Below are 25,167 nucleotides of genomic sequence, written 5' to 3' on the forward strand. Positions count from 1 at the left end.
AAATAGGCTATAATTTGCACAGGTAATGGGGGTTATCTATGGCATTTGATGTAACAAATAATGTAAATTCAGCGATCATATCTGGAACGCTTGGGTTGAATCGTGCGCAGCAGGGCATTACAGAAGCCTCGATATCGATTGCGCAGAATAATAGTCAGGGTCAGACGACTCAAGATCTATTAGCCAATGCTGCAACCCAACAGTTAGGTCAGGTTAGTCAGCTACTACCTAGTGGCGGTGATTCTTTAACTGATAATTTACTTTCTTTGCAAATTAACAGTCGTAATGCGTTAGCATCTGGCAAAGTATTGGAAGTGGCTAATGATACTGTCGGTCGTATCATTGATGAGCTGGCTTAGGATATCGAGCTTTTAGCATGAATATTGTCACTCCCACCCCAACCGCCATATTATTTCCAACGAATAATGTCAGCACTGACGCTGCTCGTAGGGATAATCAACAGCGGGAAACGATCCCACAGACCAGCAATGCTGAAAATTCTGCAGCTGAGAGTGGCTTAGGCTCGGAGTCAGATCGTGTAAAAACCCCTAGTCAACAAGTTCAGGTGACCTATGAGCGACCTCAAGCTCAACAGAACAGTCAAACTCAAAGCGGTGCGACACAAGAAAATTTAGCAGATAAAGATAATGCTGAAGATCCTAGTGCTGGCAAAGAAGACGCGGAAAGTAAACAGCAGCAGCAACAACTAGCCGATCAGCAAGAAATTGAGGAATTAAAAGAGCGTGATGCCGAAGTTCGGTCACATGAACAAGCCCATGCTGCCGTAGGCGGTCAGTACGCTGCGTCGCCCACTTATGAATATGAAAACGGGCCTGATGGTAATCAATATGCTGTTAGTGGCGAAGTGTCTATCGACATTTCGGAGGAGGAAACTCCTGAAGAAACTATTCGTAAAATGCAGCAGGTAAGGGCTGCAGCTCTTGCGCCAGCAGATCCTTCATCACAAGATTTACGGGTTGCAAGTGAAGCCACTAAAATAGCAACAGAAGCGCGTTCTGATATCGCTAAGGAAAAAGCGGAAAGTGCTAAACAAGCTATTACTAATAATATCGAGCAACAATTTAGTGATTCGTATAGCTCATCTGTTGAAGAGTCAACGGAATCGCCCCTTACCGCCAATGTTCCCGATTTAGATGAAATTGTCGACGGGTTTGCTGCCGAGCCTCCGACTCGCTCGTTAGATCGAGGTGCGGATATTGCCAGTCTTGAGCAAAACCGCGAGCGCCTTGAAAATCGTGATGGCGGAATCTTACAGCGAGTATCCGTGATTGAAAATTTCTATCAAAAAGTATCTGAACCTCGCTCTTCACAATTACAACTCAGTGCCTAAAGTCCACTTGAAGTAAGTGGTTACTTTTGTTTTATCCCTTTAAATTTAGCAATCAACCTTATTGATTGTTAATGATTCACTATTAGCTGTTAGTCGGCTTTGGTGCCAACATCCTCACAAACAAGCATAACCTTGCCCGTGGGGATATTGACAACTTCCCAATGAGGATGGTCGTTTTTACTTCTGTTTTGCTTTTGCAAATGCATCTGCAAATGCATTCCCCATAGCCGCATTGCCTGGTGCAGATGATTGCTTGCGGGTATTATCTCGGCCTTGACTTTTAGCCGGACGAGGACTTTTATTGCTACTTCTGTTGTCAGTTCTTGATGAATTTTCTCTCGGTCTGTGAGGCTTAGCCGAGTTGTCATCTAATTTCATAGTAAATGCGATTCGTTTGCGCTGTTCATCCACTTCAATGACTTTAACTTTGACTATGTCACCGGCTTTTACGACTTCTCTGGGGTCAGAAATAAACTTATTGGTCATTGCAGAAATATGCACCAAACCGTCTTGATGAACTCCCACATCCACAAAGGCCCCAAAGTTGGCTACATTACTAACCACACCCTCTAGAATCATGCCTTCTTTCAAATCAGATATTTTTTCGACGCCTTCTTTGAAAGCCGCGGTTTTAAACTCTGGTCGAGGGTCCCGTCCAGGTTTTTCTAATTCCGCGATAATATCGGTTACAGTGGGTAAACCAAAGTTATCATTGGTATAGGTTTCAGGAGATAAGGTTTTTAAAATATCTTTATTGCCAATCAGATCGTTGACGGCACAGGCGGTTTTATCAACGATGTCATTAACCACAGGGTAAGCTTCTGGGTGGACTGCTGAGGCATCAAGTGGATTGCTACCATTCACGATGCGTAAGAAACCAGCAGCTTGTTCATAAGCCTTTGGACCTAACCTTTCTACTTTGAGTAAATCTTTGCGTTGGTTAAAGGCTCCATGCTGATCGCGAAACATAACAATGTTTTGCGCTAGCGTGCGATTCAACCCTGATACATGGGATAACAATGCAGGTGAGGCAGTATTTACATCCACACCCACCGCGTTCACACAATCTTCAATAACATGCTCTAGGGATTTGCCAAGGTTACTTTGGCTTACATCGTGCTGATATTGACCAACGCCAATGGCTTTAGGTTCGATTTTTACAAGCTCAGCAAGGGGATCTTGTAATCTGCGAGCGATGGACACTGCCCCGCGTAAAGATACGTCCATTCCTGGCAGCTCTTGAGAAGCTAGTTCTGATGCAGAATATACCGATGCACCTGCTTCACTGACGACAATTTTGCGCAGGTTTAATTCAGGCGCAGATTTAATTAACTCTGCCACGAGTTTGTCTGTTTCTCTCGAGCCTGTGCCATTGCCAATGCTGATTAGTTGAACCTTGTGTTGCTTACACAAATTGGCTAATGTGCGCAGTGATTTGTCCCACTGATTTTGTGGTACGTGAGGGAAAATTGTGTTGGTCGCAACCACTTTACCGGTGGTGTCTACTACTGCTACTTTTACGCCAGTTCTTAAACCAGGGTCTAATCCCATGGTAACTTTTGCTCCTGCAGGAGCGGCCATTAGCAAGTCATTTAAGTTGCGAGCAAATACGCCAATCGCTTCTTCTTCGGCTTGCTCTCTGATTGCTCCAAACAGTTCTGATTCCATATGCAGTTGGATTTTTACTTTCCAAGTCCACTGCACTACCGTGGTTAACCACGCATCAGCAGGTTGCCCACTAAATTGTAAATCTAGATGGTCGCGAATGATGGTCTCACAATAGGCACTACGATCGTTTTCTTCTCGTTGTGGATCGGCATCAAGGTTAACTTGAAGTAGTCCTTCATTGCGCCCACGAAACATGGCCAAGGCGCGGTGGGAGGGCACTTTATTGATTTTTTCACTGTGGGCGAAATAATCTGAATATTTGGCTGCTTCTTTTTCTTTACCGTTGACGACGGTACTTCTGATATGAGCATTTTGCTGCAAATAACGACGAATTTTTTGCAATAAGGCCGCATCTTCAGAGAAACGTTCCATTAAAATATATTTAGCGCCGTCTAGAGCAGCTTTTGCATCTGCAACACCTGCTTCTGGATTAACAAACTTTTCGCCTTCTTCCTGAGGATCTAATTGTTGATTTGCAAACAGCGTGTCTGCTAGTGGCTCAAGACCAGCCTCTATTGCGATTTGTCCTTTGGTGCGTCGTTTGGGCTTAAAGGGTAAATATAGATCTTCCAATTCGGTTTTATTCTCAGATGCCTGAATCTTATGACTCAACTCTGGGGTGAGTTTGCCCTGCTCATCAATGGATTTAAGAATCACTACTTTACGCTCCTGCATTTCACGTAAGTAGCCTAAGCGCTGTTCTAAAGTTCTTAATTGCGCATCATCTAAGCCAAAAGTGGCTTCTTTTCTGTAACGCGCGATAAATGGTACTGTGGCGCCGCCGTCTAATAGTTCAACAGCCGCATTAACTTGTTTCTGCTCGACGTTAAGCTCGCTAGCAATTTTTTCGATGATCATACAAGACCCTTGATAAGGCATATTTGCCTTGAAAAACTAAAAATGGGCTTCTAAGAGCCCAGAAATAAACAGCCGCAACTTTACCAGTGCGACAGATGATAAAAAACACCTAATAGCGGTTATTTTTCATATTCGATGCTTTTTATTAACCAATTGAACTCGCCAGCCTCGGTTCGTACGGTCGCTTCTTCATCAACTTCCTTTTTTAATAAGGCGCGAGCCATGGGAGAGTCGATGGAAATACAATCTTTACGGTCGAATATTTCATCATAGCCGACGATTTGCAGTTTTAAGGTTTTTTCGTCGTCGTTTTCTATTTCCACCCAAGCACCGAAAAACACTTTGCCTTCTTGCTGTGGGGAGTAGTCGACAACTTTTAAATTTTCGAGACTCTTGGTTAGATATCGAATGCGTCTGTCAATCTCACGCAGACGCTTCTTATTATACTGATAGTCTGCGTTTTCACTGCGGTCGCCTAAACTAGCGGCCCAAGTGACCTTTTTCGTTGTTTCGGGACGATCAACGCGCCAAAGGTGGTCGCGTTCATTCTGTAATTTTTGATATCCCTTGCGGGTTATTAACGGGGTTCTCAATCGAAAAACCTCTTTATTTGTTAAACACTGTTTTGTATTCAAAGACTTAGTTGTCGACGGCTATTTAGTAACCTAACTATAAATTATAACTGATGTTTTATTAGTCAAAAATGTTCCAAAAAAACGATTATATTTAGCAGCCAAAAACGACATTTTAGGCTAATATTAAAGATAGTTAAACGACGTCCTGAAGCTTAAAGTAGATAACTAAAATGTCGTTTTAACGTACGCTGTAGCTGACTTTCCTACCGAGCATGTTACAGGGTTTTATTATATAACGTAAATTAATCGAAGGTGACTTTTTAAAGGAGGCCTATCGGTAAAAACTGTCGGTGTTGAACACTTATCGTGTTGCACCTTCATTACAATTAGGTAGTACAATTTAAAATTTAAACCCGAATTAAATTTGGGCCTTAAGGTCGATTAGAAAGACCAATAAAAATCGTGGAATTAGGTTCAGCAAGGAAAATGCTGATAAAAAATAAAGCCGGGAGTCATTTTGACTTCCGGCTTTTTATTGACTTGCTTATTTAAAAAATAGCGATCTATTCAACAGCTTCTTTATTTAAGATGTCTAAAAGTTCAACTTCAAAAATTAGTGTTGAGTTTGGCGTGATTTTACCTGTAGCGCGTTCGCCGTAAGCAAGCTCTGACGGAATATAAAATTTATATTTCGAACCAACTGTCATTAATTGAACACCTTCAGTCCAACCTGCGATTACGCGATTGAGTGGGAAAGTCGCCGGCTCGCCTCGGCTGTATGAAGAATCGAATTCTGTGCCGTCTAACAGGGTACCGCGGTAATCAACTTTTACGGTGTCTTCAGCTGAAGGGCTTTCACCTTCTGAAGAAATTAAGACTTCGTATTGAAGTCCTGATTCTGTTTCAGTCACGTTTTCTTTTTTCGCATTTTCAGCTAGCCACTGCTTTCCTTTCTCGATATTTTTTTCTGCTAATGCCAGTTGACCTGCTTGCATAGCTTTATCAATATCAGCATTCAATTTTTGAATTTCACCTTGCTCCAATTGAGATTGTGCTTGCATAGCAGCAGCAAAGCCTTTCAAAATTAGTGCTCTGTCTAGTTCAACGCCCATACTTTCTTGGGTGGCCAAACGTTGTTCAACAAAACCGCCAACACTTGCGCCGAACGCATAAGCTTGCTCTTCTTCAGCAGATGTGAACTTCACTTCTTCAACTTTTAACGGATCGGCTTTTTGTTGACAAGCAGTTATGCCGAAAACAGATGCGACGACTAATGCAATAGCTGCCTTTTTCATTCAATTTCTCCAAAATTTCTAAAAAATCAATTTGCTTATTTATTTAAGCAAACATTCAAATGCGTCTTTTCATTGTTGGGACCTAGACTCAACAATCTCATATATATTTGCGGGGCAGTTTAAATCTATCTGTCTAAACATGCTAGCAACAAACTGTAAACGAGTAGGTGAATTTACTCGTTTACGGCTTGGTATTTAACTCACCAATCGTTCTCAAACGCGCATTTTAAGGTGACTTGGGTATATACTAAACGAACTGAACTAATACACAAATTTGAATAGACAGTATGTACAAAACAGCCGACCGAATGATTTTACAAAATCTACTTAGAAAAGCTTGCATCCCGCTAATCTTTATCCTTGCTGGATGCAGTGGTGCCATTAGTGAGCCCGATAAATCGGTGCGTCATGCCATTGAGGGAGCCTATGCAGCAGATATTTCTGTGGATAATAAAATTGCTGTAGTTTCCACCGCCCAACAGGGGGTTTTAGTTTGGGATTTAGTCGCGCAAACCGAAAAATTCAAATGGAGCCATGAAGGGGAAGGTCATGTTGTCAACACTGTTGGCATAGTGCACATAGCTGCCGATAGCAGCTATGTGGTAACTGCAGATAGAGATGCTTTTGCACTTTGGAACTTATCCTCAGGGGAACCTGAAGGGTTCTGGCGAATAGATGAAGCCAGTGTTCGCGATATTGCTGTAAGTAATAATGGGCGTGGCATTTTAGTTGGCCGTGGGAATGGCAAAGCAATGTTTTTTGAGCCTACTACAGGGCGCCGACTGGAGTTTCTTGGTCATCAAGAGAAAATCAATAGCGTAGATATATCGCCCAATGGGTTCTATGCGCTCACCGGTGGCAATGATTATGTTGCTTACCTATGGGATACTCGTAGTGGTCAGGTTGTCCATCGGTTTACTCACTCCAGCCGTGTAACAAAAGTTGCGTTAGATGATGCTGGCCGCTATGCGTTTACTGCAGACAGTAAACGAGGCGCAAAAATATGGGACCTGCAAACTGGGCAAGAAATAAGTCAGTTATCTTTTATACAACGGCAAAAAATCTTTAGTGCCGCTACCTTTTCCGAAGATGGTAAATATTTAGCCACGGGTTCGCCGGGAAGATCGCTGAATCTCTGGTCAGTTTCCACGGGCAGTGAGATTCAAGAATGGCGTGTCACCCCCAAAGATGGCACGCAACCTCAAAGTGCGGTGGTTTATGCGGTGAGCTTCGAACAAAAAAATCAGTTATTATCTGAAAGTAGCAGCGGACTTGCCGAGTATTGGGCAATCGAATAGGAATATGAGTACAAATATGAGTACCGATTTACACAATGAAATAGCGCACCTGCAGACGCAGTTGGCGTTTCAAGAAGACACTATTGAACAACTAAACAGAGCATTGGCCGACCAACAGATTCAAATCGACAAAATGGCCTTCCAGCTTAAGCATATGACCGAGAGGATGAAACAGATTGAGCCTTCAAATATTGCAGATTCCACAGAAGAAGCTCCTCCACCCCACTATTAACATTGTTAACTCAAGGTTCGAGTATTCTTCGGTTGTTGAACACTATTGACTCTAGTTTTTTCAACAACCATGGAAAAAGATGACTTCCGCTAACCTGTTTTAGGGCTTAAACACGCCAATAACACTTTCATTTTGTCGTTTAGCGGAGTCAACTTGTTGCTCTGTTTGTGACTCAGTGTAATCACATTTTACACAGGCTAGCTTTTCAACATTATTCTCGAAAAACAGCATTATGGTATCTTGTGCTTTGCAGTTGGGGCATATGGCACCGGCCACGAAGCGTTTTTTAGTTTTGTTAGTCATTAATATTTGCTACTTGATTAGGCTAATTAACTTTCATTGTTGCACAAACGCGCAATTTAAAGTGGTATAGGTATATAATACGCCAATTCAACTAATTTGATTAGTATTCTTCGTAAATGATCCAAATTTCAGAACTGATTTTATTGCGAGGCAGTAAAGTCCTCCTAGAACATGCTACCGCGACTATTTACCCTGGCCACAAAGTTGGACTTATTGGTTCAAATGGTTGTGGAAAGTCGAGTTTATTTGCTTTGCTGCGACAGGAGTTACAACCTGATGCAGGAGAGTGCCAAGTACCTAAAAACTGGCAAATTGTGTCAGTGGCTCAAGAAACCCCCGCATCAAATCGCTGCGCATTAGATTATGTGATTGATGGCGACGTGCTGTACCGCCAATTACAACAAAAGCTGGCAGAAGCTGAAGAAAGCCATGATGGTGAGAAAATCGCCTTAATTCATGGTCAATTAGAACAAGCTGGAGCCTACGATATTGATTCAAGAGCAGCGACTATTCTCGCAGGTCTGGGGTTCAGCCACCAACAAATTAAAAATCCGGTAACAGACTTTTCCGGTGGTTGGCGAATGCGTCTTAACCTAGCCCAGGCATTATTATGTCATTCTGATCTGTTATTACTTGATGAACCGACTAACCACTTGGATTTGGATGCAGTTATCTGGTTAGAAAGATGGTTAACCCGATATACAGGAACATTAATTCTTATATCCCATGACAAGTCCTTTTTGGATAACACTGTGACTGAAATACTCAGTGTCGAAAGTCAGAAGTTAATTGCCTATACAGGTAATTATGCCTCCTTTGAGCGCCAGCGTGCAGAACGTTTGCGTTTACAAGATTTGGAATATCAAAAGCAGCAAGCTAAAGTCGCTCACTTAGAATCATTTATAAATCGTTTTAAAGCCAAAGCGAGTAAAGCCAAGCAGGCGCAAAGCCGGATTAAGCAATTAGAAAAAATGGAAGATTTGCTGCCAGCCCATGCTCAATCGCAGTTTTCGTTTGAGTTTTTTACACCTCCTAAGCTACCGAATCCGTTGGTGAAAATGGAGCAGGTGCAAGTGGGCTATGACGACACTGTGATTATTGATAGTTTGCATTTAAATTTGGTGCCTGGCAGCCGCATTGGGTTATTAGGACGAAATGGTGCGGGTAAATCTACTTTGATAAAGTTGTTGGCAAATGAAAAGTCGCCCATGAGCGGTGAATACATGACGTCTGCTGGTTTGAGTATTGGTTATTTCGCCCAGCACCAACTCGAATTTTTACGCCCTCAAGACAGTGCTCTAGATCACCTTTATCGATTAGACAAGCAAGCTCCAGAACAGACTCTGCGTGACTTTTTAGGCGGTTTTGGTTTCCATGGAGATCAGGCGTTAGGCAAAGTTGAACCTATGTCGGGTGGCGAAAAAGCAAGGTTAGTATTAGCATTATTGGTTTATCAAAAACCAAACTTATTGTTATTAGATGAGCCTACTAACCACCTCGATCTTGAAATGCGCCATGCCCTAAATATCGCTTTGCAAAGTTTCGAAGGGGCAATGGTTTTAGTATCACATGATCGTTTTCTACTCACCTCTGTTTGCGATGATTTCTATTTAGTGGATAGCGGAAAAGTACAGTCTTTTGATGGCGATTTAGATGATTATCGAGATTGGTTATTAAAAGACGCTACTCAGAAAACGAATAACAAGAATAATGATTCTTTAACATCTAAACCCATTGAAAGTAAAGTTGATCGAAAAAGTGTAAAGCGCTTAGAAGCTGAGTTTAGACAAGCAACTCAAGGGCTACGCAAGACTATTCAGTCTGCGGAAAAGCAAATGAATCAATGCACCCTTGCTTTAGAGAAATTAGAATTAGCACTGACTGACGTTGATCTCTACCTTGAAGAAAATAAAGCTAAGTTAAAGCAGTTATTATTAGAACAAGCCAATATTAAGGGCGACTTAGAAGACGCAGAAATGCGCTGGATGGAGGCCCAAGAAGAGTTGGAATTAAAACAACAGGTATTTGATGAACAACAAATGGTTAGCTGAAGATTTTTGGCAGTTCTCCTTATTTCATTATGCCAATTCAGAAGTTAAACGATTAGCTCTGTGTTTGCAGAATGATTATTCTTTAAACGTCAACCTGTTGCTTCTTTGCGCTTTTTTAGATAGGCATAATCGACAACTCAGTGTGAAACAATTTATACGATTAACTAAGTTTATTGCGCAATCTGTAGAAGAGGTTGAGGGTATAAGAAAATTACGCATTGAAGCTAAAAACCCTCAACCAGCGTTGTATGCTCAACTTTTAGAGCAAGAATTGCAGGCTGAAAAAGCGCAACAAAAACAACTTATAGAATTTTGTAATAAAACACGTTTAACGAAACAGGCCAAATCTAATTTTGAGCACTATTTAAACTCACTTGAATACCAAAATAATGGTGATTTAAAGTGTATTCTTAAGCAATTAGCCGAGCTCATTTGCAACAATCAAACTAATCCTGAAATATGAACCAAAAATATAAAACAGTCATTGACCTTAAACAAAATAGAATAAAGCGAAGCGACTTCAAAGCACCGTTTTGGGCTAGGAATCGTCACGTTCAGACGCTATGGCCTAGGTTTATTCAACGTCGACGTCCGCTAGCGTTACGAGTAGAAAAGTTACAGTTACCGGATAATGACGAAGTCAGTGTGGTTTGGGGACAGCCGGAAGCAACCCTCAGCAGTAAAGGTATTGCGGTGATCTTCCATGGTTTAGAAGGGTCAGTAAAATCCCACTATGCCAATGACTTAATGGCTGAATTGCAGTCTCAAGGTTGGCAAACTGTGTTAATGCACTTCCGGGGCTGTGGTGGTGAGCCGAATAAGACTTCTCGGGCTTATCACTCTGGGGAAACCGAAGATGCGAACTTTTTCATGGATTGGTTGAACAAACAATTTCCCGACTTACCTAAAGTGGCTATTGGCTTTTCACTAGGTGCTAATATGCTACTTAAACTGTTAGGAGAAACGCCAAAGCAATCATTTTTAAAGGCTGCCGTGGCAGTATCTACGCCGTTCAAGTTGGCTGAATGCGCTGAAAGTATTAATCAGGGTTTCTCTAAGGTTTATCAGAGTTATTTACTAAAAAGTATGGTGAAAACCCTGCGCGCCAAAATGCGCATTATAGATTACAAAGGGCTACTTTCTATTGATGACAAAAAGGCCGCCAAATTGACTAACTTTAAAGAGTTTGATCAAAATGTGACAGCGCCTTTACACGGCTTTGCCGATGCCGATGATTATTACCAAAAATGCAGTGCAATTAGTTTCCTTAAGCATATCGAAACGCCTACTTTAGTGCTCCACTCAATTGATGATCCGTTTATGAATGAAGCAGTGCTGCCTGAAGAACATGAACTTTCTGAAGCGGTACAATTGGAATTGAGTGAAACTGGTGGCCACGTCGGGTTTTTACAAGGAACTCCTTGGAATCCGAATATCTGGTTTCATAAACGTATTTCTGATTTTATTGCGCCTTTTGCAATCAACACAAGTGTATAAGAATGATTATTCCTTTAAATGAGATCGCTCCTGAAACATTACAAAACCTAGTGGAAGCCTTTGTTCTTCAAGAGGGCACAGATTATGGTGAAATGGAATACGATCTCGAGCAGAAAGTAAATCATGTGATGATGCAACTCAAGTCAGGTCAGGCATTTGTGCAATATTCTGAATTACACGAAAGTGTGAATATTGTAAGTAAAGACCAAATTGAGACCTAGCCTGTAGGTGGGTGCTTTAGCCCGGCGTAAATTCTGCAAAGCTATAAAATTCACGGCCTAAAGACCGTGCTACAGATGCCTGCTATTGGATTGCTTCGTTGTCTGTAGGCGGGTGCTTTAGCCCAGCGCAAATTTTGCAAACCTGGAAAATCCATGGCCTAAAGACCGAGCTACAAGGATCTGTTATTGCATTGCTCCGTTGCCTGTAGGCGGGTGCTTTAGCCCGGCGTAAATTCTGCAAAGCTATAAAATTCACGGCCTAAAGACCGTGCTACAGGTGTGTTGATTGGGTTTTACATTCACGGCCTAAAGACCATGCTACAGGTGCGTTGATTGGGTTTACATTCATGGCCTAAAGACCATGCTACAGGTGTGTTGATTGGGTTTACATTCATGGCCTAAAGACCATGCTACAGGTGTATTGATTGGGTTTTACATTCATGGCCTAAAGACCATGCTACAGGTGTGTTGATTGGGTTTATATACACGGGCCGAAGCCCGTGCTATGCATTATTGGGTAAATGTCACGGAAAATGTCATTGGTACGGTTAAACCAATGCTTTTTAATCCAGCCAGTTCTTGTAATTTGGCGACGCCAGGGTCTAAATCATGGCTTGCCGCTTTAATTAAAACCGGCTCAACGGTTGTTCCGTGGAAATTGCCGTCTTGATCTTTACTGACGCTTAATGCAACTTTGTATGCTGCAGATTTTCCTTTGATTGTAATCTCACTATCGAGTGTCACCATTTCTGTTGTGCCAGGGCTCATCTCCATGACAGATTTGGGTATTTGCGCGGTAATTACTGCTTCGGGCGTGCTTTTCACATCAAAAAGATATGTCTGCATTCTTTCGTTGCGAATGGGAATATTGGTTTCCACTGAACTCAGGTGCACGGCCGCTTTGAGTTGGCCTGAGTCACTAAGTTGGCCCGATAATTTAGTGAATTGATGAATTTCGCTAATGTGCTCGTTTTTAGTCGAAATGAAACTCAGGGTAGATGAATCATTATCGAGGGTCCAACTTGCATGGGCGAATGCACCGAATGTTGCACAGCAAACGGCTAAACTTATTAGACTATGTTTTCTCATTTACGATTCCTTATTTATATTCGACGATTTTTTGCCAGTTTACTTTATGATCCCCTAACACTACGAAGTCTGGATTGTCAGTCGTATCTCGTCGGTTATAAGTAAGTGGTTGGAATTCAGCTGAAAGTACGCTACCACCTGCTTCTTCAACAATACATTGGGAAGCGCCTGTATCCCATTCACCCGTTACCCCAACACGTAAAAATACGTCTGCTTTCCCCTCGGCAATAAAACAGGCTTTAAGAGAACAACTTCCTAGGGGGAGTGTTTGATATGAACGCGCATCGCTCATATGGTTCATTATTCTTTCACGGGGTTGGCGGCGGCTAATGGCTATCATCACCACGTCGGTTTCGGGCTCTTCAAATTTACGGACATGGATCTGTTTATTATTTTCTAGGGAGCAAGACTTATAAGCTCCATGTCCTTTGCTGGCAAAATACAGCGTTTCACCAGCGGGCCAGTATATCACCCCCAAAGCAGGTTCATTGTTTTCAATTAACGCTATGTTGACGGCAAAGTCACCACTGCGAGCAATAAACTCTTGGGTTCCATCAATAGGGTCGATTAACCAATAACGTTGCCAATGTTGACGACTGGATAAGTCACCATTATTGCTTTCCTCTGACATGATGGGAATCTCAGGGGTTTGCTTTTGCAGTATGTCCATGATGATTTCATTGGCTTTATAATCAGCTGAAGTCACTGGGGATTCATCTGCTTTTTCGTAAGCTTTAAAATCGCCACTATCATAGATCTTCAACACTTCTTCGCCTGCGGTTTTAGCCGCAAACTTTGCAATGTCTAACAAATTTTGTCGAGGGTCTACTGCCATTATTTTTCCCCTGATGAATTTTGCGCCAAATACTTTTGTACCAAAAACAATGCTGCAATGCAGCGCGCTTCAATGAAATCTTCACGTGCCAACAATGTGTCTATATCATGAATAGACCACGGAATAACCTCTAAAGGTTCAGGTTCATCCCCTTCTAATCTGCATTCATATAAGTCTTGGGCCAATAAAATATTCATTTTGGCATCAAAAAATGTTGGCGCCATACTCACAGTATGGATCTCTTTTAACGAGTTTGCCCCATATCCTGCTTCTTCTTTTAATTCTCTGTTACCGGCTTCAAGGGGAGACTCACCAGGATCAATTAAACCTTTAGGAAAACCTAATTGATATGAGTGTGTGCCTGCGGCATATTCTCGAATGAGCAAAATGGTTTCAGGATCTATGAAAGGGACAATCATCACTGCGCCACTACCGGAACCGGCCATTCTTTCAAATTGGCGTGTAGCACCATTGGAAAATTCAAGATCAATACGTTCGACTCGAAATAAACCGCTCTTTGCGACGATTTCTCGTTGATGGATTTGGGGCAGAGTTTTGTTCGGGTCTATTTTATTCATTTACCTATCACGTTAAACTAACGGCAGTTTCCATGATGTGGATGCTGCACTTTTACTACTATTTTGTCTTACTTTAACTCATGGATAACCGACTTGCCAATGTTGCCCTGGAACCAAATTAAAACTGTCTTACTCGATATGGATGGAACGTTACTCGACTTACACTTCGACAACCATTTTTGGATGGAAGTCGTGCCGCAAAAGATAGCACATAAAAAAGCCATCAGTCTCGAAAAAGCAAAAGAATATATTCACTTAGAGTATCAAAAAGTCATGGGCACAATAAATTGGTATTGCCTCGATTATTGGGCGCAAAAGTTGGATATGGATATTATGGAGTCAAAACGCCAAATTAAACATTTAATCAGTATGCGTGAAGATACTTTGCCATTTCTAGATGCGCTGCATAGTAGCGGCAGACAAGTTGTGTTGGTAACCAATGCACACCCTGGCAGCTTGTCCCTTAAAATTGAACAGACGCAGTTAGACAGTCATATCGACACCTTAATTTCTACCCATGAGTTTGGGGTAACGAAAGAATCCCAGCTATTATGGCAAAAACTACAGAAACGCCTAGGGTTTGATGCAAAGAGTACCTTGTTTGTTGATGACAGTGTGCCGATTTTACACGCTGCTAAAGAGTTTGGAATTGCGCATTTGTTGGCTGTGGAAAACCCCGATAGCCAAGGTGAAATTCGTAAAAGTGACGAATTTTCGGGTATACAAGACTACCGATTCTTGATTGAAGATATTAAAAACAATCCAATCATGTAAAATGCGGGTGATACCCGGCGCAGTAGCTAAGGAAAACTGAGTTTCCTTAGCTATCTATAGTTTTAACTTATAAAACCCTTGTTTATCTGGTCGGCCAAAAAATTGTGCTGCGTCCCTAACCTGCTTGGGTAAAGTATTTTCGGGTTTGAACTGGCCATTTAATTTCACTTTGAAGTTTTTGGGGATCCGCGCATCAGCGGTTAAGTTAAATACATTAGGCGGTGTGATTTTGACTAATATATCATCTTCAATACAACTTAAATCTGCTGTGAAGTTCCCTAAACTCAAAGGTTCATTCAGGCCCACAAGTCCTTCTAGCCGAGCATTTAACCATTGACCATTGCCCGATAGGTCGACACATTTCCCTGCATAGTCCAAATTAGTTATGGCCACTTTGAAGCGGCCTCCTGCATTTACAGGTATGGGTAAAGGGACTTGAGCAATTGCCATGTCGGCTGGTAAATAAACCGCTAAGTTAGAAGATTGCACATGATTTGGATCAAATAGATCAAGACTGACAAGCCCTTTAATTGAGACTTTGTCATTTGCACGTATATCACCACCGTCAATGTCTAACGTCAATTGACCCACTAGTAAGTCCCAAAATGAAACTTGCCAGCTAACATCTTCAATAGTTAGGTTATTTGCACTAATTCTGCTTGCTGAAGCATTCCAAATGGTTCCTCGAACCCCTTCAATACTTAAATCGTTGGATTGATTCACGCGGTAAATAACTTGGCTAGCGGGTAACTTAATAATAAGCAAAACCAAATAGGCTAGAATCCCTAAAAGGCTCCATTTAACAACTTGCTTCATGATTTTCCTAACTGCAAACTTCTGACTTTTACCATGCCTGATACGTTGGCTTCCGCCAAATCAACGTTGATAATGCGTATTCCGAGGTTTTCTAAGCTTTGTAACCAACTTAGTACGTCGTTAAAGGGAGCTTGATCGACCCATACTTTTAATTCATCGCCTTGGGGCTGCATTCTTGATATGGCAATATTCACTCGCCCTGCGCTTTTGTTCACCGCTTGTGGAAGAGAACCTGTAAAGACTGTCGCTGCGCCATTGCCGCTGCGCATTTGGATAGCGCGATTGGCATTTTGTTTAAACCAAAGTAGATCGCTTTGTTTAGTGGCAACTAACTTACTCTGGGTTTCTAATGATTTATCAATGGGGGCCCAGACTATGTAATAAAACAGAAAAATTATTAGCAATACCCCTGATACTGCCACTAATATTCTCTCGCGCTCAGATAGCTGATTAAATTTATCCAATAAATCTTGCATATCAGCTCCTTATGGATAACGAACCAATGACTTGGTCGTCTTTATTGTTAATTGCACCTTGCTCTACTTCGAAGCCTTTATCCTGAGCTAAGCGTTTAAACTCTTCTAAAGCTTCAAAATTGTTGGCCACGGCTTGCAGTCGCAACTCTGAGCGGGCGCTGTCGAAACGAATGGTTTGCGGTTTAACCTGGCTACTTTGGAAGGCTTCAGTAAGTTGTGACATCATGGCCAGCATTGAAGCCTGTCCACCACCGTTGTTTAGCTTTTTCAGTTCCCTTTCCATTGCTAAGCGAATTCGAGTTGGTTTAGGTTGACTGGGGAAGGCTTTAGCAAATTGTTCATGCATTTGTTTGGTTAGATCGGCGCTTTGTTGTTTCAATTGATTCACTTGCAAGCCTTTATCGACCAAAGTCACTAATAAAGCAATAACCGCTAATACTGCTGCAACACGCCACTGACGCCATTGACTGCGGCTTTGTTGTTTAGCTTTAAATTCGCCTTGTAATAGGTTGAACGACGTGTTCAGGGCACCGGTTGCCAGCAGTTGCATGGGTAAATCCAGTTGCTGCTCGATTTGTTCAACGTTGGCCAAATGAGAAATATCTAAATCACTGTGATTAGCTACTTTTAAAGGGGTCGTTTGTTGTTTGGCGAAATGCTCGGTGGCTTGTAACAACCAACTTGCTTCGCCTTGTAAACCTTGCCATTGATCCTGACGTATGATGGCTTGCTGACCAAGGGTGACTAAGCTCCACGCATCTTCTACATAGGGAAGAGCTAGTACATCGGGGAGCATTTTATTGCAATATAAGCCTGCTTCTTTGATGGCCTGTATCCAGTCTTGCATCTTGTCCCGGCTTACTACCGCAACCGCTTGCATATTGCCGTCTTTTTCCCCTAAGGCAAAAAATTGCTCGCTAATGTCCATACTCAAATCTTCTTCGAGCATATATGGTATTGCCATTAGCGCTTTTCGCGATGCTTTGGCGGGCATAGCTACCCATTTTAGCAAAAAGTCACAACCAGGAACCAAGGCGGTAATAGGACGCTTACCTGCGCGTTCGGACAAAGATTTAAGTTGCTCCGCGTTATCTAGCACGCCAGAAGCAATAATCTCATGCTCTTGACCTGACCAAACTAACCAATTTACCGGGTCATGTGTGGTTGAACCTAGGCGAATAACCAGATGTTCCATTAAAGTACTCCTCCAAATTCTCGTCGTATGACGGTTATTTGGTCGTTATTTTCTACTTTCAGTAGGGAAGACATAGCAAATGTGGCGTTATTGTAACGGGTCTTGGTATGTAATAGAAAGTATTCTGTTTTTACATCAAACCAACTTTGTTGTTGATCGGTTAATGTGTGATTAGTAAATAGTGTTTCAGCTAAAAAATCTTGTACGTTTTGGTAGCCATCTGGTTCACGATTACTAATAAGGCTTTGTATGTCTGAAATTGGTGCGCCAGTTAATGCTGCCAACACAGGAGCTTGCTCTTCGGTGATGGTATTCACATTAATTTTCATTTCGGAAACATTGGGAATAACACAGATCATTGGCAACAGTTCTGTAATCCATTGGGGTTTAACGCCGTTAACCAATCTAATTTCCGATTTACTGACCATTAAGTTGTTTGCGGCTAAGTAAGGATTTACTAACGCAGCGTAATCGGCATCTTCAGCACCGCTTTGGGACATGTTGTCATCTTGGTCTAGCCAATCAATTAACGAGTCTCTCACGACTTCTACCGAATAGTTGTCTAGTTCTGGAACCGTACTGGTTAGTAAACGCTCAAAAGCCAGGGCTTCTTCAGGCGCAGAATTAATATCACCACTGGTGTTACCCCGTAAGGTCCTTTTTACTTCGCTATTGCTATCGTTATTATTGTCGTTGTTGTTGTCATTATTATTGTTGTCACTTTGACTGCCCCCCTGTTGGACTCGATTTACCGAATCAATGGCGTTTAGATTTAAACAGGTTTGCATGTCGGTTAGTTGAGCTTGTATCCCGCCCCCCTCTAGAGGAAACGTAAACTCTTCAGACCAACCTCCTTCCAACGAGACCACATCGGAATTGGACTCTAACAATAGGCGGACAGATTTGATGGCATATTGTTCCGCTCCCATTGCGTACCAAAAGGCCTGATTATTATCTTTAATATTGGTGGCACGCGTCACTTGTAGTTGTAATCTAGAGCCCATTTCGGTGGCAATAATGGCGACCAATGCAACAATCATCAACACTATGATTAGTGCGACACCTTGCTGCCTCTGTTGATTCAAAAGCCTGGTATTCACGAGTCTGCGCTACTCATTAAAAATTGCCGTTGAATCACTCCGAATTCCTGGCTGGTAATCGTTAGTTTGATAGCCACAGGAAGCGTGTCTTGCGCGAAATTGTCATCCCAGCTTTCCGAATCACCAGCATCTTCGCCAGCATTTAATAAAAACTGAATTTCAAAGTCCTCAACGTTATTTAATAACACCCTGACTTTGGGCTCAAACCCAACCACGTTGTCGACGTAATTACCAAACAAACGCTCTAATTTTCCCTCTTGTAGGCGATAAGCTACGCTTTGCAAGGTACTGCGTTGCAACATTAGTTGCGGGTTTTGCCAACCTGTTCGAACAAAAGCAATGCCGTCAGCTTCGCTCTCCAACAAGTTCTTTTCGCCTCGCATGACTTGGGTGTTTTCTTGGCCATCAATACGCACTGCCCTTGGCACGGCTTGCAGCATATCTCTTTCAATGGTGAGCATGGCTCTTTGCAATGTTTGTAGCTTTTCAAAACGATTTTCAGACAGCTCATCACTATCGATTACCGCGGTCATTACGCTGGTGGAAGCAATGCCAATCAGGGTGAAGATTGCAACCGCAATCATAATTTCAATAAGAGTGAAGCCCTGCTGTTTGTTCCTTATCATCTTATGGTGCTCTTGGGTTGCGCCATGTAAGTGGTCACACTGGTGATTGTGCGTTCGAAGTTTTCATCCTTACCCACAATAATTTCAACGCCGATTAAAGTCTCATCGGGTGTGGCTAATAACTTCTGTTGCCAATACCAGGTGGTGCCAGCCATTTTTTCTTCGCCCTTTAAGTTATCCTTTAACGGCCAAGTGTTTTCAATGTTGATCTGGGTCAGACGGTTATTCGCGACCCAAGTGGCAAAGGTAATATCTTCTATTTGGCTAACACCATTTAAGTGGTCTGTGGCCGATTTCATGATGGCGGTACCCGTGATCGCAAATATTAAAAGCGCCAACATAACCTCTAGCAGGGTAAATCCTAGCTGACTGGTGTTATGTTTCATATGTCACTGTCCAAAGGCCCGAGTCTTTCTATGGGCACAGAGTCATAGGAATTTAATTTAAAATACACAGGGTCATCAGTAGAAAAGTCAGGTTCGTACATCATCGTCAGACTAAAGGGGGTTACGTCGCCACTGGATAACAACATGATTTGTGGAGGCGGTAGCTTTTTCTCTTCTTCTTCATTGCCAATGTCAACGCGGTCTTCTTCGAACGACAGGGATTCATCAAAAATGCCGTCACTAAATAAATTGCTTTCTTCCACCCAAGGTAAATCGTCTAACTCTAATTCCAGAGCATAAGGTTGGGGAAGTTGATAACGGCCAAATGCCTGCTGCCCTTCTAATAACTGCCAATTTTGCTCGTCATCTAACCACATAAATATGTATTCAGCGGTTTCTGGTTCAATGCGTATACCAATTTCTTGTTGGTTTAATACTGCGAAATCAGATGCCATATCGACAACAATCTGGAAGCGTTTAGCCTGTTTTTCCAATTCTTCAGACGGGGTGGGAGCAAAGTTATTAAACGAGATGACACTGATGACAATTCCCATAATTGCTAGCACCGCCATGATCTCGATGAGAGTAAATCCTGAATGGTACTTTGCTGACCGTGCTCGCATTATGGGTAACTCAATGGTTAGTTAAGGTAATCGCCAAGATTCCAGTTACCAATATCGTCTTCCGTACCTGGTTCGCCATCAGGGCCATTTGAGAAAACATCGATTACGCCTAATTCACCCGGACTAACCAGTTGATATGGGTTATCCCAAGGATCATTAGGAAGACGATTGATGTAGCCGCCAGTAGGATAGTTACGTGGAATTGGATCTATGGTAGGTTCACTCACTAAGGCATCTAAACCTTGTTCTGTGGTTGGAAAGCGGTTATTACTCAATTTATAACGGGTTAATGCACTTTCTAATGATTGGATATCAATAGCCGCCGCTTTTCGTTGAGCTTCTTCTTGATTACCCAGTATTTGCGGCGCCACTAAACCTGCCATGATTCCAATAATCAATAACACCACCATTACCTCAATTAAGGTAAAACCAGACTGTCTAGGGTTGTTCTTTTTCATTACATATTCACCATATTATTAAGCGCTAAAATTGGTTGTAGGATAGCCAGTACAATAAACAATACAATTGCTGCCATACTAACAATCAAAATCGGTTCGAAAACTTTTAAAGAGACACCCACAAGGGCTTCAAATTCCCTATCTTGGTTATCTGCTGCTCGTTTTAACATTTGTTGAAGCTCACCGCTTCTTTCACCTGATGCAATCATGTGCATCATCATTGGTGGAAACATTTTGGTTTTTTCTAACGCACCGCGTAAGCTAGAACCTTCTTTTACCTTCACTGCGGCCTCTGCCACAGCTTCCCTAATGTGCAAGTTCTCAAGTACATCACCGGCAATGCGCATGGCTTCCAACAAAGGGACCGCACTTGCGGTGAGAATGCTCAAAGTGCTGGCAAAGCGCGCCGTGTTCAGGCCTTTGGATACTTTTCCAATCAGTGGTACTTGCAAAATAAATTTGTGATAACGCTTTTTCATCAGCGGCTGTTGGAGTATTCGTTTAATTACAATGGCCAGTACAACTATTAGTATCATTGCAATCAAGCCATAACTCTGCAACCAGGTACTTACAGAGATTAAGATGCTGGTAATGGCTGGAAGTTCCTGTCCCATGTTGTCAAATTGGCCTACGATTTTCGGAACAACCACAGTTAACAAGAGGAAAATAATACCAAAGGCAAAAAATAACATGATAGCTGGGTATACCAGCGCTTGGGTGATTTGGCTGCGTGTACGTTGACTTTTCTCGGTGTAATCCGCCAGTCGATTCAGTACTGTGTCTAAATGTCCTGATTTTTCACCTGCCGCAACCATTGCTCGAAATAACTCATCGAACACTTGCGGAAACTCACCCATTGCATCGGCAAGTGAATGGCCTTCGACCACTTTACTGCGAACCGCCATCATCATATTTTTATGGCGGGGCTTTTCACATTGTTCAGCAACGGCTAAAAGCGCTTCTTCAATGGGCAAGGCTGACTCAACTAAGGTGGCTATTTGGCGTGTTAAAAGGGCAAGATCACTGGCGGATATTCCCCGCGTAAATAAAGTGAAACGGTTTTTATTGTCACGTTGTTGCTGTTCAGTTACCTGCTCAACTTCTAGGGGAATAAGCTCTAATTCTCGCAGTTGTTGACGAATATGCCGAGCATTATCCCCTTCTAAAACACCACTTTTGTTGCGACCAGATTGACTTATCGCTTTGTAAGCATAGGCGGCCACGACTAATCCTCTCGGGTAACACGCAGTACTTCTTCTAAGGACGTAAATCCTAGCAGTACTTTGTTACAGCCATCTTCGCGAATACTTGGGGTGTTTTTACGAACGTGTTTTTCTATTGCTTGCTCACCATGACCATTGTGCATTATGTCACGAGTTTCCTCATCAACAACGAGCAATTCATGGATACCTGTTCGACCGCGATAGCCGGTCTGATTGCACGCTGCGCAGCCTTTAGGGCTGTATATTTCTTGGCTGTTGATGGCATGATCTAAGCCCAGAATTTGACATTCAGCTTCGCTTGGCAGGTGGGGAGTTTTGCAATCTGCACATAGGGTTCTTACCAGGCGCTGAGATAAAACAGCCAATAAACTAGAAGACAACAAGAAGGGTTCTATTCCCATATCTTCTAGTCGAGTTATCGCACCCGCTGCAGTATTGGTGTGTAATGTGGACAATACTAAGTGCCCCGTTAAACTGGCTTGTACACCAATTTGCGCAGTCTCAAGATCACGGATTTCGCCGATCATAACCACATCAGGATCTTGTCGTAATATAGCACGTAAGCCTCGTGCAAATGTCATGTCGACGCGAGGATTAACCTGAGTTTGGCCAATACCTTGTAAATCGAATTCTATGGGATCTTCAACCGTCAATATATTACGGTCTTTAGAGTTTATTTCACTCAACCCGGCATACAAGGTGGTGCTTTTACCTGAACCCGTTGGGCCGGTCACTAAGATAATGCCATGGGGTTTTCGAATTAAAGTGGAGAAGATTTCGCGGTTTTTTAAAGTCATGCCCAAATCTGTTAGATTTAGGCGTGCATTATTTTTATCTAATAAACGTAAAACCACACGTTCGCCATGACTTGAAGGCATGGTCGAAACCCGGACATCGACTGCACGGCCGGCGATCCTGAGGGTGATTCTGCCATCCTGAGGAACGCGTTTCTCGGCGATATCTAACTTTGCCATCACTTTTATACGAGAAACTAACATGGAAGAAAGTTTACGGTTTGGTCGCAGTATTTCTCGTAAAACGCCATCTACCCGAAAACGCACAATCAATTGGTTTTCAAAGGTTTCAATATGAATGTCTGACGCACCTTCTTTAATTGCTTCACTTAACATTGCATTGATTAATTTGATGATCGGTGCATCATCTTCGTTTTCTAATAAGTCTTCGGTGTCAGGTAGCTCTTCGGCTAAGGCAAATAAATCGCTTTCATTGCCAATATCTTCCATTAACTGCTTGGCTGCAGAGGAGTCTCGTTGAAAAGCGTTGGTTAACAGATTTTCAAATTGCTCGTCGGCAATTTCTCTTAATTGAAAATCAGCCTGCAGGAATCGTCGAACTTCAATAAAAATAGAAAAGTCGGTCATAGCCGTATGGTATAAAACCGCCGGCTGCTCACCTGTGTCTAGCAATACCTTGTGTCGTTTTGCAAAGCTAAACGCTAATTGTTTATGCTGCTCAGTTTGTTCTTCTTGAGCTGTCTCTGGTGCTAACATTAAGTCAGCGTCAGGGCTCGACTGTTCTATATTCAGCTCGGCATTATCAGCTGTTTCAATACTCATTAGTTTTCGCTTTCCTGCTCTTTTTCTAACAAATACTGGTCAAAGGTCGGCGGCAAGGCTAACTCATCATCCCAAGCCGGCAACACAGGCGTCTCTTGTGTGGGCATTAATGGAATTCCTGCTGCACTGCGCTTCAATTGTTGTGCACGAATATAGTTGTATTTTTTGTGACTGATACTGTTCATTGTAGCACCATCGCGAACGATGGTCGGGCGTATAAATACCATCAAGTTTCGTTTTGTCGTGCTGGTGGTCGTTGACTTAAATAAGTTACCTAAGAATGGAATATCCCCGAGAATCGGTACCTTTGAAACACTTTCTTGAACTTGATCATCAATTAAGCCACCCAAAACAATAGTGCCGCCATCATCCACAATTACCGTGGTTTTGATTTCACGTTTGTTAATCGCTATATCAACTGAAGTTGCGCCACTCACGCTGGACACTTCTTGCTCAATTAGTAATTGTACCGCGTCACCTTCATTAATCTGCGGGGTAACTTTAAGTTTGATACCCACTTCTTGACGTTCAACGGTTTGGAAGGGATTAGCGTTATTTGAGCCGGTAGAAGAGCCCGTAATAATCGGAACTTCTTGACCGACGATAAAGAAAGCTTCTTCATTGTCTAGTGTGGTTAAATGCGGTGTCGATAACACATTGGAGTTGGTATCCGTACTAACCGCTTGTAATACCGCTCCCCAACCATCTTTGACCACACCAACTAGCAAACCGTTTAGGCCGCCAAGCAAAGATGCTAATGAGGTAAAATCGCCAGAGGTGACTGAATCGTAAGAGTAGGGGTCACCATCGTCGTCGAAACCTGTTGTGGTGGTAGTTTGGTCTTCAGCTTCATCTGCAGCTACTGCTAAAGAGCCTATACCAACCACACCGTTGGTAAATTGTTGACCACCTCCGTCTTCACTTGCCCATTGCACACCTAAGGTCGTTCCGTCACCCTCATATACTTCAACAATAATGGCTTCAACGGTGACCTGGGCGCGACGAATATCTAGCTGTCGTATGACTTCTTCTAACGAACGCATCATATCGGGTTCTGCGGTAATCACTAGGGCATTAGAGTCTGGATGGGCATCAATACTCACTTCTCGGTTATTTGACGAGCTACTGCGGGTGTTAGCGCTTGTCTGTCCGCCTTTTTCTTCCGCTTGAATACTCGCACTCACGCCCTGCAGTACTTTAACTAAATCTTCCGCTTTGGCGTAGTTAACAAAAATGACTCGAGTATTACCACTGGTTTCCAGTTCCTGATCCATTTTAGTGATTAAATCAATGAGGCGTTTACGGCCCTTGTTATCGCCAGATACAATAACGCTGTTGGTACGGTCATCGGCAACAAGGCGAGGCTCAGATTTACCCGTTGTTTGGGCTTTAGTCGATGATTTATTGATGTTTTCAACAATTCTTACCATCTCTGATGCCGATGCATATTTTAGTTTAATAATTTCAACTTCTTCGTCACCAGCCTGATCGACACGCTCGATGATTTCCACCAAACGGTTCACAACCGCAGCTCGGCCTGTCAACATCATTACGTTTGAAGGGTCATGACTCACTACGTTACCGCCGCCGGCTTGATCGTTTAATTGTCGAAGAATGGGGGCAAGCTCTCGCACAGGTACATTATATACTGGGACCACACGGGTGATCATTTCATCACCATCAAAAGGTGTTCCTTGAATCACCGGAATGTTTGATGTTTTTGCGTCTTTGGCTCTGACAACTTTTAAAATGCCGTTGGGCATTTCTACCACAGCAAAATCGTATACTTGTAATACGTTTAGGAAAAATTGGTAATATTGTTCTTCATTCAAAAGATCATAGCTGCGTACGCTAATTTTGCCGCGGACATCAGGGCTTACGATAATAGTTTTTTGCAGGTTTTTACCGACAATATTTATAAATTCGGAGATTTCAGCATTTTTAAAATTGGGTGAATACTCTTTAGCTGATGCCATGGTAGACACCGTTAAAAACACTGCACACACTGCCAAACATAAGCCTCTAAATCTACTACGGCTTGTTTGCGTCATAGGGGTAATCC

27 protein-coding genes are annotated in these 25,167 nt (G+C 42.5%); 9 read left to right on the plus strand and 18 right to left on the minus strand.

The genetic code is table 11. From position 1 onward, the window contains the following. Nucleotides 1-38: 38 nt before the first annotated feature. Both Q4574_RS13825 and Q4574_RS13830 read left to right on the plus strand, forming a co-directional pair. The gene (locus tag Q4574_RS13825) at nt 39-359 is read left to right on the plus strand and encodes a hypothetical protein (RefSeq protein WP_303474730.1); all 321 of its coding nucleotides are present in this window, start codon (nt 39-41) and stop codon (nt 357-359) included. A gap of 17 nt (nt 360-376) precedes the next feature. Further along, nucleotides 377-1,351 (plus strand): putative metalloprotease CJM1_0395 family protein, encoded by a 975-nt coding sequence (locus Q4574_RS13830; protein ID WP_303474731.1) that lies wholly within the window; start codon nt 377-379, stop codon nt 1,349-1,351. Nucleotides 1,352-1,528: 177 nt separating this feature from the next. Here the strand turns inward: Q4574_RS13830 and Q4574_RS13835 are convergent, their stop codons facing one another. The 3 genes from Q4574_RS13835 to Q4574_RS13845 all read right to left on the minus strand — a co-directional run bounded on the left by Q4574_RS13835 (nt 1,529) and on the right by Q4574_RS13845 (nt 5,747). Beyond that, nucleotides 1,529-3,877: a Tex family protein gene (locus Q4574_RS13835; RefSeq protein ID WP_303474732.1), complete on the minus strand. Its 2,349-nt coding sequence runs from the start codon at nt 3,875-3,877 to the stop codon at nt 1,529-1,531. A 119-nt stretch (nt 3,878-3,996) separates the two neighbouring features. After that, nucleotides 3,997-4,470, minus strand: a complete 474-nt coding sequence (greB, locus tag Q4574_RS13840) for a transcription elongation factor GreB (protein WP_303474733.1) — start codon at nt 4,468-4,470, stop codon at nt 3,997-3,999. Nucleotides 4,471-5,015: 545 nt separating this feature from the next. Beyond that, complete coding sequence (locus Q4574_RS13845; RefSeq protein WP_303474734.1) at nt 5,016-5,747, minus strand: FKBP-type peptidyl-prolyl cis-trans isomerase; 732 nt, start codon at nt 5,745-5,747, stop codon at nt 5,016-5,018. A gap of 287 nt (nt 5,748-6,034) precedes the next feature. On the opposite strand from Q4574_RS13845, the gene Q4574_RS13850 reads away from it, so the two are divergent. Further along, nucleotides 6,035-7,045 (plus strand): WD40 repeat domain-containing protein, encoded by a 1,011-nt coding sequence (locus Q4574_RS13850; protein WP_303474735.1) that lies wholly within the window; start codon nt 6,035-6,037, stop codon nt 7,043-7,045. A gap of 16 nt (nt 7,046-7,061) precedes the next feature. Continuing rightward, nucleotides 7,062-7,277 (plus strand): SlyX family protein, encoded by a 216-nt coding sequence (locus Q4574_RS13855; RefSeq protein WP_303474736.1) that lies wholly within the window; start codon nt 7,062-7,064, stop codon nt 7,275-7,277. Between the two features lie 99 nt (nt 7,278-7,376). Here the strand turns inward: Q4574_RS13855 and Q4574_RS13860 are convergent, their stop codons facing one another. Further along, nucleotides 7,377-7,580: a YheV family putative zinc ribbon protein gene (locus tag Q4574_RS13860; RefSeq protein ID WP_303474737.1), complete on the minus strand. Its 204-nt coding sequence runs from the start codon at nt 7,578-7,580 to the stop codon at nt 7,377-7,379. Nucleotides 7,581-7,696: 116 nt separating this feature from the next. On the opposite strand from Q4574_RS13860, the gene Q4574_RS13865 reads away from it, so the two are divergent. The 4 genes from Q4574_RS13865 to Q4574_RS13880 are packed head-to-tail and all read left to right on the plus strand — an operon-like array spanning nt 7,697 to nt 11,349. Next, nucleotides 7,697-9,631: an ATP-binding cassette domain-containing protein gene (locus Q4574_RS13865; protein WP_303474738.1), complete on the plus strand. Its 1,935-nt coding sequence runs from the start codon at nt 7,697-7,699 to the stop codon at nt 9,629-9,631. Further along, nucleotides 9,609-10,094 (plus strand): TIGR02444 family protein, encoded by a 486-nt coding sequence (locus Q4574_RS13870; RefSeq protein WP_303474739.1) that lies wholly within the window; start codon nt 9,609-9,611, stop codon nt 10,092-10,094. Before Q4574_RS13865 ends, Q4574_RS13870 begins: the two co-directional genes overlap by 23 nt. Next, a complete protein-coding gene (locus Q4574_RS13875; protein WP_303474740.1) occupies nt 10,091-11,128 on the plus strand; it encodes a hydrolase in 1,038 nt (345 codons plus the stop codon). The genes Q4574_RS13870 and Q4574_RS13875 overlap by 4 nt, the downstream gene beginning before the upstream one ends. Before the next feature lie 2 nt (nt 11,129-11,130). Continuing rightward, the gene (locus Q4574_RS13880) at nt 11,131-11,349 is read left to right on the plus strand and encodes a YheU family protein (protein ID WP_303474741.1); all 219 of its coding nucleotides are present in this window, start codon (nt 11,131-11,133) and stop codon (nt 11,347-11,349) included. A gap of 510 nt (nt 11,350-11,859) precedes the next feature. On the opposite strand, the gene Q4574_RS13885 is transcribed toward Q4574_RS13880, so the two are convergent. From Q4574_RS13885 to nudE, 3 genes are read right to left on the minus strand one after another with little or no spacing between them, the layout of a single operon-like run. Then, nucleotides 11,860-12,438 (minus strand): YceI family protein, encoded by a 579-nt coding sequence (locus Q4574_RS13885; protein ID WP_303474742.1) that lies wholly within the window; start codon nt 12,436-12,438, stop codon nt 11,860-11,862. 10 nt (nt 12,439-12,448) lie between these two features. Then, entirely contained in the window at nt 12,449-13,273 is an 825-nt protein-coding gene (gene cysQ, locus Q4574_RS13890) for a 3'(2'),5'-bisphosphate nucleotidase CysQ (protein ID WP_303474743.1), read from the minus strand. Continuing rightward, complete coding sequence (nudE, locus tag Q4574_RS13895; protein ID WP_303474744.1) at nt 13,273-13,851, minus strand: ADP compounds hydrolase NudE; 579 nt, start codon at nt 13,849-13,851, stop codon at nt 13,273-13,275. The genes cysQ and nudE overlap by 1 nt, the downstream gene beginning before the upstream one ends. 93 nt (nt 13,852-13,944) lie before the next feature. On the opposite strand from nudE, the gene yrfG reads away from it, so the two are divergent. Beyond that, a complete protein-coding gene (yrfG, locus tag Q4574_RS13900) occupies nt 13,945-14,625 on the plus strand; it encodes a GMP/IMP nucleotidase (RefSeq protein WP_303474745.1) in 681 nt (226 codons plus the stop codon). A gap of 54 nt (nt 14,626-14,679) precedes the next feature. Here the strand turns inward: yrfG and Q4574_RS13905 are convergent, their stop codons facing one another. The 11 genes from Q4574_RS13905 to gspD all read right to left on the minus strand — a co-directional run bounded on the left by Q4574_RS13905 (nt 14,680) and on the right by gspD (nt 25,156). Further along, nucleotides 14,680-15,441 (minus strand): type II secretion system protein N, encoded by a 762-nt coding sequence (locus tag Q4574_RS13905; RefSeq protein WP_303474746.1) that lies wholly within the window; start codon nt 15,439-15,441, stop codon nt 14,680-14,682. Further along, nucleotides 15,438-15,917, minus strand: a complete 480-nt coding sequence (locus tag Q4574_RS13910; protein WP_303474747.1) for a type II secretion system protein M — start codon at nt 15,915-15,917, stop codon at nt 15,438-15,440. Before Q4574_RS13910 ends, Q4574_RS13905 begins: the two co-directional genes overlap by 4 nt. A 1-nt stretch (nt 15,918) precedes the next feature. Then, nucleotides 15,919-17,112 (minus strand): type II secretion system protein GspL, encoded by a 1,194-nt coding sequence (gene gspL, locus Q4574_RS13915; protein ID WP_303474748.1) that lies wholly within the window; start codon nt 17,110-17,112, stop codon nt 15,919-15,921. Beyond that, entirely contained in the window at nt 17,112-18,212 is a 1,101-nt protein-coding gene (gspK, locus tag Q4574_RS13920) for a type II secretion system minor pseudopilin GspK (RefSeq protein WP_303474749.1), read from the minus strand. Before gspK ends, gspL begins: the two co-directional genes overlap by 1 nt. Continuing rightward, nucleotides 18,209-18,838: a type II secretion system minor pseudopilin GspJ gene (gene gspJ, locus Q4574_RS13925; protein ID WP_303474750.1), complete on the minus strand. Its 630-nt coding sequence runs from the start codon at nt 18,836-18,838 to the stop codon at nt 18,209-18,211. The genes gspK and gspJ overlap by 4 nt, the downstream gene beginning before the upstream one ends. Then, complete coding sequence (gspI, locus tag Q4574_RS13930) at nt 18,835-19,224, minus strand: type II secretion system minor pseudopilin GspI (RefSeq protein WP_303474751.1); 390 nt, start codon at nt 19,222-19,224, stop codon at nt 18,835-18,837. Before gspI ends, gspJ begins: the two co-directional genes overlap by 4 nt. Continuing rightward, the gene (gspH, locus tag Q4574_RS13935) at nt 19,221-19,847 is read right to left on the minus strand and encodes a type II secretion system minor pseudopilin GspH (RefSeq protein WP_303474752.1); all 627 of its coding nucleotides are present in this window, start codon (nt 19,845-19,847) and stop codon (nt 19,221-19,223) included. The genes gspI and gspH overlap by 4 nt, the downstream gene beginning before the upstream one ends. 17 nt (nt 19,848-19,864) lie before the next feature. Further along, nucleotides 19,865-20,305 (minus strand): type II secretion system major pseudopilin GspG, encoded by a 441-nt coding sequence (gene gspG / locus Q4574_RS13940; RefSeq protein ID WP_303474753.1) that lies wholly within the window; start codon nt 20,303-20,305, stop codon nt 19,865-19,867. Next, the gene (gene gspF, locus Q4574_RS13945) at nt 20,305-21,528 is read right to left on the minus strand and encodes a type II secretion system inner membrane protein GspF (protein ID WP_303474754.1); all 1,224 of its coding nucleotides are present in this window, start codon (nt 21,526-21,528) and stop codon (nt 20,305-20,307) included. The genes gspG and gspF overlap by 1 nt, the downstream gene beginning before the upstream one ends. Nucleotides 21,529-21,530: 2 nt before the next feature. Continuing rightward, nucleotides 21,531-23,039, minus strand: coding sequence for a type II secretion system ATPase GspE (gene gspE, locus Q4574_RS13950; RefSeq protein WP_303474772.1), 1,509 nt, complete (start codon nt 23,037-23,039; stop codon nt 21,531-21,533). A 65-nt stretch (nt 23,040-23,104) separates the two neighbouring features. Next, nucleotides 23,105-25,156: a type II secretion system secretin GspD gene (gene gspD, locus Q4574_RS13955; protein ID WP_303474755.1), complete on the minus strand. Its 2,052-nt coding sequence runs from the start codon at nt 25,154-25,156 to the stop codon at nt 23,105-23,107. Nucleotides 25,157-25,167 lie beyond the last annotated feature (11 nt).

This window comes from Aliiglaciecola sp. 3_MG-2023 (assembly GCF_030548205.1).
GTDB lineage: Bacteria > Pseudomonadota > Gammaproteobacteria > Enterobacterales > Alteromonadaceae > Aliiglaciecola.